The 8,413-nt window shown below is 56.6% G+C and carries 11 protein-coding genes; 3 read left to right on the top strand and 8 right to left on the bottom strand.

All coding sequences use genetic code 11. From position 1 onward, the window contains the following. The 3 genes from tssE to tssB all read right to left on the bottom strand — a co-directional run. Positions 1-377: type VI secretion system baseplate subunit TssE (gene tssE / locus IBX51_RS13375; RefSeq protein ID WP_291831782.1), on the bottom strand; the 377-nt coding region annotated here is incomplete at its 3' end. A gap of 3 nt (positions 378-380) precedes the next feature. Next, positions 381-1,862, bottom strand: coding sequence for a type VI secretion system contractile sheath large subunit (gene tssC / locus IBX51_RS13370; protein ID WP_291831781.1), 1,482 nt, complete (start codon positions 1,860-1,862; stop codon positions 381-383). Positions 1,863-1,926: 64 nt separating this feature from the next. Next, on the bottom strand, positions 1,927-2,424 hold the full coding sequence (gene tssB / locus IBX51_RS13365; RefSeq protein ID WP_291831780.1) for a type VI secretion system contractile sheath small subunit: 498 nt from the start codon (positions 2,422-2,424) through the stop codon (positions 1,927-1,929). Between the two features lie 271 nt (positions 2,425-2,695). Here tssB and IBX51_RS13360 point away from each other — a divergent pair, with 271 nt between their 5' ends. Continuing rightward, on the top strand, positions 2,696-2,956 hold the full coding sequence (locus tag IBX51_RS13360) for an acyl-CoA-binding protein (protein WP_291831779.1): 261 nt from the start codon (positions 2,696-2,698) through the stop codon (positions 2,954-2,956). A 142-nt stretch (positions 2,957-3,098) separates the two neighbouring features. Continuing rightward, the gene (locus IBX51_RS13355) at positions 3,099-3,410 is read left to right on the top strand and encodes a site-specific integrase (RefSeq protein WP_291831778.1); all 312 of its coding nucleotides are present in this window, start codon (positions 3,099-3,101) and stop codon (positions 3,408-3,410) included. Here the strand turns inward: IBX51_RS13355 and greB are convergent. Then, on the bottom strand, positions 3,389-3,898 hold the full coding sequence (gene greB, locus IBX51_RS13350; protein ID WP_291831777.1) for a transcription elongation factor GreB: 510 nt from the start codon (positions 3,896-3,898) through the stop codon (positions 3,389-3,391). The two genes, IBX51_RS13355 and greB, sit on opposite strands and share 22 nt — an antisense overlap. A gap of 286 nt (positions 3,899-4,184) precedes the next feature. Between greB and IBX51_RS13345 the strand changes: the two genes are divergently transcribed. Next, on the top strand, positions 4,185-4,466 hold the full coding sequence (locus tag IBX51_RS13345) for a hypothetical protein (RefSeq protein ID WP_291831776.1): 282 nt from the start codon (positions 4,185-4,187) through the stop codon (positions 4,464-4,466). Positions 4,467-4,469: 3 nt separating this feature from the next. Here IBX51_RS13345 and IBX51_RS13340 read toward each other — a convergent pair whose 3' ends face one another. The 4 genes from IBX51_RS13340 to IBX51_RS13325 form a co-directional block, all read right to left on the bottom strand. Then, positions 4,470-5,951, bottom strand: coding sequence for a HAMP domain-containing sensor histidine kinase (locus tag IBX51_RS13340; protein WP_291831775.1), 1,482 nt, complete (start codon positions 5,949-5,951; stop codon positions 4,470-4,472). Further along, positions 5,938-6,618, bottom strand: a complete 681-nt coding sequence (locus IBX51_RS13335) for a response regulator transcription factor (RefSeq protein WP_291831774.1) — start codon at positions 6,616-6,618, stop codon at positions 5,938-5,940. Before IBX51_RS13335 ends, IBX51_RS13340 begins: the two co-directional genes overlap by 14 nt. A 103-nt stretch (positions 6,619-6,721) precedes the next feature. Beyond that, a complete protein-coding gene (gene hyi, locus IBX51_RS13330) occupies positions 6,722-7,501 on the bottom strand; it encodes a hydroxypyruvate isomerase (RefSeq protein ID WP_291831773.1) in 780 nt (259 codons plus the stop codon). Beyond that, the coding region (locus tag IBX51_RS13325) for an NAD(P)-dependent oxidoreductase (RefSeq protein WP_291831772.1) at positions 7,501-8,413 on the bottom strand (913 nt) is incomplete at its 5' end. The genes IBX51_RS13325 and hyi, both read right to left, overlap by 1 nt.

The raw sequence follows: 8,413 nt of genomic DNA, 5'->3' as shown, positions 1-8,413 counted from the left end.
CTTCCCGCGACACTCAGAAACACCGTTACCTGAAACTTCAACTGCAGCGGGTCCGGCCCCGGCGGCAGTGCCAGCACCTCTACCCGCTTGACTCTGGGTTCAAACTTCTCGATACACTGACGGATGGAGCCCCGGATCTGGATACTCAGGTCGTGAGTACCCAGGGTGGCGTCGTTGAAATCCAGCAATCCCAGGTCTGGTACGCTGGCGCTGTTGCCCGGATGGGCATTCAGCAGGCGTACCAGGTGGCGTTTGATGGATTCCACCACATGGGTGACTTCGCCCATGCTTTGCCCCGCCGGGGCGGCGGCCTGTTCCAGTCTTTCAAACAGGCTGCCGGTATTACGAACGCCGTCAGTGCCGGTGTCGCCAAACACCGATTAATCCTTGTCCAGGCGGCCGACCAGCGAGAGTTCGAAGTTGGCACCCATGTACTTGAAGTGCGGGCGCACGGCCAGGGAGACCTGGTACCAGCCTGGATCGCCTTCTACTTCCGACACTTCTACCTTGGCGGCACGCAACGGGCGGCGGCTGCGAACTTCGGCCGGCGGGTTTTCCTGGTCGGCCACGTACTGGCGAATCCAGGTGTTCAGTTCCCGCTCCAGATCCTGGCGTTCTTTCCAGGAACCAATCTGCTCGCGCTGCAGCACTTTGATGTAGTGGGCCAGGCGGTTCACGATCATCATGTACGGCAATTGGGTGCCCAACTTGTAGTTGGTTTCCGCTTCTTTGCCTTCCTTGGTGTTCGGGAACTGTTTGGGCTTCTGCACCGAGTTGGCGGAGAAGAACGCGGCGTTGTCGCTGCCTTTGCGCATGGTCAGGGCGATGAAGCCCTCTTCCGCCAGTTCGTATTCGCGACGGTCGGTGATCAGCACTTCGGTCGGAATTTTGGCTTCCAGCTGGCCGAAGGATTCAAAGGTGTGCACCGGCAGGTCTTCTACCGCACCACCGCTCTGGGGGCCGATGATGTTCGGGCACCAGCGGTACTTGGCAAAGCTGTCGGTCAGTCGGGTGGCCAGCAGGTAGGCCGTGTTGCCCCACAGGTAATGCTCGTGGTCGCCAGACACTTCTTCTTTGTAGTTGAAGCTGCGCACCGGGTTTTCGGTCGGGTCATAAGGCACACGCAGCAGGAAGCGCGGTGCCGCCAGCCCCAGATAACGGGCATCTTCGGATTCCCGCAGGGAGCGCCACTTGGCGTACTTCGGGCCTTCGAAAACAGCACTCAATTCCTTGATGGCCGGCAATTCCTGATAGCTGTCTACGCCAAAAAACGATGGTGCAACGGAAGACAGGAACGGCGCGTGAGACATGGCACCAACTGACGACACGTACTGCAACAGCTTCATGTCTGGCGTCGAAGGACTGAACGCATAATTACCCAGGATGGCACCTACCGGCTCACCGCCGAACTGGCCGTATTCCGCCGCGTAGATGTGCTTGTAGAAACCGGTTTGGGTGACATCCGGCGCAAACTCGAAGTCTTCAAGCAATTCCTGCTTGGTGGCATGCAGGATGTCGACTTTGATGTTCTCGCGGAACTCGGTGCGGTCTACCATCAATTTCAGGCCGCGCCAGGACGATTCCAGCTCCTGCAGCTTAGGGGCGTGCAGGATTTCATCCATCTGGGCGCTGATTTTGCGATCCAGCTCGACCACCATCTGGTCGACCAGCGCCTTGTTGACTGGCTGACCTTTTTCCTCGCTTTTTAACAGGTTAGCGATAAAGGTAGCGACGCCCTTGCGGGCAACATCATAACCTTCGTCGGCCGGTGCCATACGGCTGTTGGCCATGACCTGGTCCAGCAAGGACCCTTCTGCTACGGATTCGGAGGCAGCAGATTGCTGCACAGCAGTATCAGACATACCACATCCCTTCAGTACGTGATTGATAATCGGTGTTGGTTACCGCATTCGACGGTAACGCTGGTTACTCGCCGCTTTCGGTGGCCAGATCAAGTTCCGCCAGCAGCTTTTCCCGGGCGCCTTCGTTGTCCAGCAGCTCCTGCATCTTGCTGCGGAAAGCCGGAACGTTACCCAGCGGACCTTTCAGAGCAACCAACGCTTCGCGCAGCTCGATCAGCTTTTTCAGCTCGGGTACCTGTCGGGCAATGCTGTCCGGAGAAAAGTCGTCCAAACCCTGAAATTCCAGATTGACCGGCAGGTCATCGGCATTTTCTTCGAGCTTGTTGGAAACGGAGGTAGACAGCGTCAGTCCAGCTTCCTTCATGACAGAACGGAAGTTGTTCTTGTCAACGGAAATGGCTTTGCGTTCTTCAATGGGGGTTTCTTCAGCATGACCCTTGAAATCGCCAACCACAAACATCTTCAACGGCAGCTCGGTTTCAGCCTGCTGATCGCCGGTGGCGGGGACATACTTGATATTGATGCGCTCTTTCGGCGCGACGGAACCGTCTTTCGCAGACATGGCGTGCTCCCTGTGCAATTCATTTGCAGTGTAATTCGGTCCTTGGTGCCTACCGTCCTGGCAGACAACGAGCGAGACTGTACACATCTGACCTGGCATTCTCAAGCCAAAACTGGCCAGCAATAAGCCAAACTGTGCGGTCGGGCAAACTTTTGCCAGATTGCCCGGATGCCCGCCGTGATGCGCATTCGGTCAATGACGGTTGTCGCTGCCATCGCTATACTCGCCACATCCTTAAAGGAAACAACCACGCAGACCAAGGAGCCAAACCATGAGTGACCTGAAAACCAAATTCGATGACGCGGTGAACTACATTCAGACTGCCGAAGGCGACTTCAAGCCATCCAATGAGATGAAGCTAGAGTTCTACGCCCTCTACAAACAGGCAACCGCGGGTGATGTCTCCGGTAAACGTCCGGGCATGATGGATTTTGTGGGCCGCGCCAAGTACGACGCCTGGGAAAAGTATAAAGGCACCTCCAGCGACGAGGCCATGCAACAGTATATCGACAAGCTGGAATCGTTGAAGTAATACCTGAACAGCGCCTGCCGGCCCTGCCGGCGGGCTGTTACCCGCTACAGTCATTCCCGTCGGTTTATTTTTGCGCCCGTCAAACGTTTGTCATATGATGCGGCCAACATAAGAACAACAAGCCTTCAGAAGAGTACACGCCATGACTATTTCCGACGCTCTCGAGCAGTCGCGACCTGGTATTGTGACCGACGTTAAAGCCGCGTTTCAGAAACGACAACTAAACCAGCGGGCGGAACAAACCTACCTTCACTGGATCAGCCGTTTTGTGCTTTTTCACGAGTTCAAAGACCCGGACAACCTGGTACCGGAAGACCAGAGGCTGTTTCTTGACTATCTGGGCAAGAAGATCCAGGTATCAAGGGCGAAGCTTAATCAGGCAAGCCTGGCACTGACGTTCTTTTATGAAGATGTACTGGGCATTCCGAGCGCTCAGGACACCGTCGCAGCGTAGTGTATACCCGTGATGAGTACGGTCTTCCAACCCTCCGGCGTTTTCACCGACACCTCATCATCCAGGTGCTTGCCAACCAACGCCCGCGCAAGCGGCGCGTTAATGCTCAGATAACCCTTACCAAGATCGAATTCATCCGCACCCACTAGCCGATATCTCTGCTCATCACCCGCCTCATCTTCCACCGTCACCCAAGCCCCGAAGTACACCCGACTCTGGTCTTCCGGCAAACGATCAACCACAGTCAGCTCATCGAGGCGCTTACTGAGAAAACGCACCCGCCGATCAATCTCCCGCAGCTGTTTTTTGCCATAAATATATTCGGCATTTTCCGATCGATCGCCCTGCGCAGCGGCTTCCCGAACGGCCTGAGTTACTTCTGGCCGTTTGATTTTCCACAGATACTGCAACTCATCCCGCAACGCCCGTTCACCGTCGGGGGTAATGTAGCGCACGCGGGCACCAGCTGAACCTGAGGCATTAGTCATCGGGTTGTTCCAGGTTTATCAAAAAATTCAGAGCAAAAAAAACCCCGCGGGTAACGGGGTATAAGGCTAGCGCTGTGCTGGAGGAAGAAGCAAGCAACTTTGTACTTGCTTCAACATCTACAATACCCATTCTCCACACTGAGTATTACCCGGCGGTGGCCTGGGAATTACCTTTTGGCAAGGCAACTTTCGAAGGCCGGTCTGGTCAAAATTAGGTTGTACACTCTAGTAGCCGGGGATAGCTTACAGAGCAATGGTGATAATTTTATTCCTGACGGAGACACACATGAACACCAAAAAACTGCTCAACCTGGCCCTTGAAGGTGTCGACAACCTTGGCTTCCGACTGGATAGCCTGGGAATTACCAGCAAGCTCAACCGCCATAACATTGCGGCTTTCGTGATGGCGGAACAAAAACACCTGGAGGGAGAGTGGGACAGCATTCAGGCCAAGGTTGACCGTCGCCGCTCTCAGTTCGAGCGGATCGCAGGCCAGGTCGAGGCCCGTGCAGATGTCATGTTCAGCCCGATCGTCAGCAGAGTCAATCGGCTTCGCACTGGCCAGTAAGCCTCAGGCGCTGCTGGTTTCGACCGCCCCACGTCGATCACCCGGCACATCGTCGGTAAGATCCGACTGAGCTGTTTTGATCCGTTTGCGAGTGCCGGTAAAAGCCGGCATTCGCACGGTCACGGTCAATCCGGGGGAACTTTCTCCCGCACGGGTATCGCTCAACAAAATCTCGCCCTGATGAATTTCCGCAACGGCACTGACCAGGCTCAGCCCGAGGCCGTTACCCGGCAATGAGCGGCTCTTGCCCACCCGATAGAATCGCTGGAACACCTGGCCCTTCTCGTCGTCCGGAATACCGATACCGGAATCCTGAACCTCAAACACAGCGCCAGCGTCCTCTCGCCGCACAACCACCTGAATCGCGCCCTGTTCCGGGGTGTACTTGATGGCGTTATCAATCAGGTTACTGACCATCTGAAATAACAGGTCTCGATCCCCCTCAATCATCACACCCTGCTCCAGGGCCTGGGAGAATGCCTGCTCTTTATCTTCTGCCAGTGCCTCGTAGAGCTCACAGGCATCGCTGACTAACTCATCCAGCGAGATCACCTTCATATCAGCCGAGTTACCCCGGGTCTCCAGGCGAGCAATCCGCAGCAAGGCATTGAATGTAGCCAGCAGCTGATCGGCTTCAGAGACTGCCCGGCCCACCTGATCACGGGCCTCGTCGTTATCCACCGCAATAAGTGTGCTTTCCAGCTGGTTGCGCAACCGGGTCAAAGGGGTGCGTAAATCGTGGGCGATGCTGTCTGATACGTGCCGGATACCTTCCATCAGGTAGACAATTCGGTCCAGCATCTGGTTGAGGTTTTCTGCCAGTTGATCGAAGTCATCATCGGTACCCCGATTCGGAATACGCAACGACAAGTGACCATTCATAATCCGTCGCGACGTGTTGTTGATGACTTCTATGCGGCGCGTGGTGCCACGGCTCATCAAAAAGCCGCCCAACAAGGCCAGCGCCAGCGTTATGCCCATGCCCCAGTTGATAGCAGTTTCGATCACCCGCTTGAGATTGGTGAGTTCTTCCACATCCCGCCCCACCAGCAATTTTAGCCCCCCCTGTACTTCAAAAATACGGGCACGCGCCAGCCGCTCAGGGCCTTGCCATCCAACGGACGAGTTCAGGGTAAAATTAATCCAGCCCGTGTCTGACGTGCGGCTGCCTTCGGGCCAGGTTTCAATATTGCCGGCCAACTTGAGAAAGTCGTCGGTAGTCAGTAAATAGATGGATTTGGCGTTGGGGTCCCGGGCAACTCGCTCGCGGATAATGGTGATCAATCCGTTAACGCCCCGCCCCCGGTATTGCTCTGCCAGCCCGGCAATTTCTGCCTCGATGGTTTCATCGGTCTGGGCAGTCATAAACCCTGCGGTGCGCCAGTAGATGAACGCCAACAACAGAAACACCGAAGTGGCAAACACCACCATATACAGCAGGGCCAGCTGAAAAGAGGATGTTCTGAGCTGACTAAGCAGTTTCACGTAGCATGTATCCCGCACCCCGCACGGTCTGCAGCAAAGGTGTATCGAATTCCTTGTCGATTTTGGCACGCAGACGGCTGATGTGCACATCAATGACGTTGGTCTGAGGATCGAAGTGATAATCCCAGACTTTTTCCAATAGCATAGTCCGGGTAACCACCTGACCAGCGTTGCGCATCAGGTACTCCAGCAGCCGAAACTCCCGCGGCTGGACGTCGATATTCTGACCCGCGCGCTTGACCGTCCGGGCCAGCAGATCCATTTCCAGATCCGCTACCTTCAACACCGTCTCGGTTTCCGCCGCCTGGCGGTTACGACGAATCAGCGACTCGATTCGGGCCAGCAATTCGGTAAATGAAAATGGCTTGGTAAGATAATCATCACCACCACCGCGTAAGCCCTCAACCCGGTCATCCACATCGCCCAGGGCGCTGAGAATCAGAATCGGGGTCTGGTTACCGGTCGCGCGTACGGTTTTGATAATGGACAAACCATCCATGCCCGGCAACATACGATCCACAATCATGATGTCGTATTCTTCGCTGGCCGCCATCATCATGCCTTCCTTGCCATCGGCCGCATGGTCCACCACGAAATCGGACTCTCTCAGCCCCTTCAGCAGATAATTTGCCACGTCCCGGTCGTCTTCGATTACCAGTGCTTTCACCGGCGGTCCTCCTGATAGCGGATTACATTAACGCCTAGGGTACGAAGAACTCTGAAACCGGGCCAGTTACCATCTTGTAAGAGGGTGTCGCCAATGACGACGGTCAACACTTGGCCGGGAACCAGGACAGGGAGTCCTCCGTTAACGCTGATGGGCGATATTCTGCACTGGCCCATCCCTGATAACCCAGCCGGTCGAGCGCGTCGAAAACATTCGAAAAGTTAATCTCGCCCGTGCCCGGTTCATGCCGCCCCGGATTATCCGCAAACTGAATGTGGCCAATCCAAGGCAGCAGGCATTCGATGGAGCGGATCAAGTCCCCCTCCATAACTTGCATATGATAGACATCGTACTGCAGTCGCACATTATCGGCATTGACGGCTTCGATCAACGCCATCACCTTACCGGTGGTGTCCAGCATAAAGCCCGGCATATCGACACGAGAATTGATGGCCTCCAGGCACAGTGTCAGGCCGGCTTCAGCAAAACGCTCCGCAGCGTACTGCACGTTCGCCACCAGCGTCGTCCAGGCCACATCCTCCTCCAGCCACGCAGGTTTCACGCCAGACAGACAGTTCAGCTGTGTATTACCCAGCACCCGAGCATACGCAATACCCTGATCCACCCCAGCCCGGAACTCCTCAACCCGATCAGGCAGACAGGCAATCCCACGCTCCCCCGCCTGCCAGTCACCCGGCGGCAGATTGAACAACACCTGGGTAAGGCTGTTAACCTCAAGTTCAGCAGCAAGTTGCTCTGCTGGCCAGTCATAAGGAAACAAATACTCCACCGCCGTGAACCCCGCCGCCCGAGCCCGGGCAAAACGTGCCAAGAACGGCACTTCCGTAAACAGCATCGACAAATTCGCTGCAAAACGCGGCATTACTCTTCTCCCGACGCCTTCGGAGCCCGGCCCACAGACCCCAGTAACGTACTGTTAATGTGCTCCAGCTCCAGCAACAGACCGCTGTGATCGACATCGCTGTGGCCATTCGCCACCAGTGACAAATATTCATTATGCACCTGCTGCGCCAGCGGCAGCGTCAAACCCTCGGCCCGGGCCTCATCCAGAATCATCCGCAGATCCTTCAACTGAATCCGCGCCGGCGCGCCCGGCGCAAAATCCCGGTCAATCATCCGCTGACCGTGCAACTCCAGAATCCGGCTGCCGGCAAATCCCCCCATCAGTGCCTCCCTCACCGCCGCCGGATCTGCCCCGCCTTTAGCTGCCAGCAGCAATGCCTCAGACACCGCGCCAATGGTAATCCCCACAATCGCCTGATTCGCCAGCTTGGCCAACTGCCCGGCCCCCACCGGCCCGATGCGGGTGCATTTACCCAGCACGTCAAACACCGGTCGAGCCCGCGCTACGTCGTCTTCCGAGCCACCGGCCATAATACTCAACCGAGCCTCCGCCGCTCCCAGGGTGCCACCCGACACCGGGGCATCGACATAGCCCGCCCCTTGCGCCACTGCCAGCTGCGCGTGACGCCGCGCCAGCGACGGCTGCACCGAACTCATGTCAATCACCAGCGCACCCGCTTTAAGAGCGGCCAAGGCGCCCTGAGCCACCATCACGTCCTCCACCACCGCGCCGTTTTCCAGCATGGTGATCACCATATCGGCCTCAGCCACTGCTTCGGCCGGCGAACCGGCAATGGTTACCTGCCCGGCAAACGGTTCACACTTGCTCGCCGTCCGGTTCCACAGAGTCATGGGGTAACCTGCGTTCAGCAGGTTTCGGGTCATCGGCGCGCCCATCAGGCCAATGCCCAGAAACGCGATGTGAGGAAGT

The organism is Marinobacter sp., from assembly GCF_014859525.1.
In the GTDB taxonomy this organism is placed as follows: domain Bacteria; phylum Pseudomonadota; class Gammaproteobacteria; order Pseudomonadales; family Oleiphilaceae; genus Marinobacter.
This window is presented reverse-complemented; position numbering and strand designations above follow the sequence as displayed.

Excerpts from the sequence above, each read along its gene's own strand:
- tssC (WP_291831781.1), bottom strand. The coding sequence starts at position 1,862 with ATGTCTGATACTGCTGTGCAGCAATCTGCTGCCTCCGAATCCGTAGCA.
- tssB (WP_291831780.1), bottom strand. The coding sequence starts at position 2,424 with ATGTCTGCGAAAGACGGTTCCGTCGCGCCGAAAGAGCGCATCAATATC.
- IBX51_RS13360 (WP_291831779.1), top strand. The coding sequence starts at position 2,696 with ATGAGTGACCTGAAAACCAAATTCGATGACGCGGTGAACTACATTCAG.
- IBX51_RS13355 (WP_291831778.1), top strand. The coding sequence starts at position 3,099 with ATGACTATTTCCGACGCTCTCGAGCAGTCGCGACCTGGTATTGTGACC.
- greB (WP_291831777.1), bottom strand. The coding sequence starts at position 3,898 with ATGACTAATGCCTCAGGTTCAGCTGGTGCCCGCGTGCGCTACATTACC.
- IBX51_RS13345 (WP_291831776.1), top strand. The coding sequence starts at position 4,185 with ATGAACACCAAAAAACTGCTCAACCTGGCCCTTGAAGGTGTCGACAAC.
- hyi (WP_291831773.1), bottom strand. The coding sequence starts at position 7,501 with ATGCCGCGTTTTGCAGCGAATTTGTCGATGCTGTTTACGGAAGTGCCG.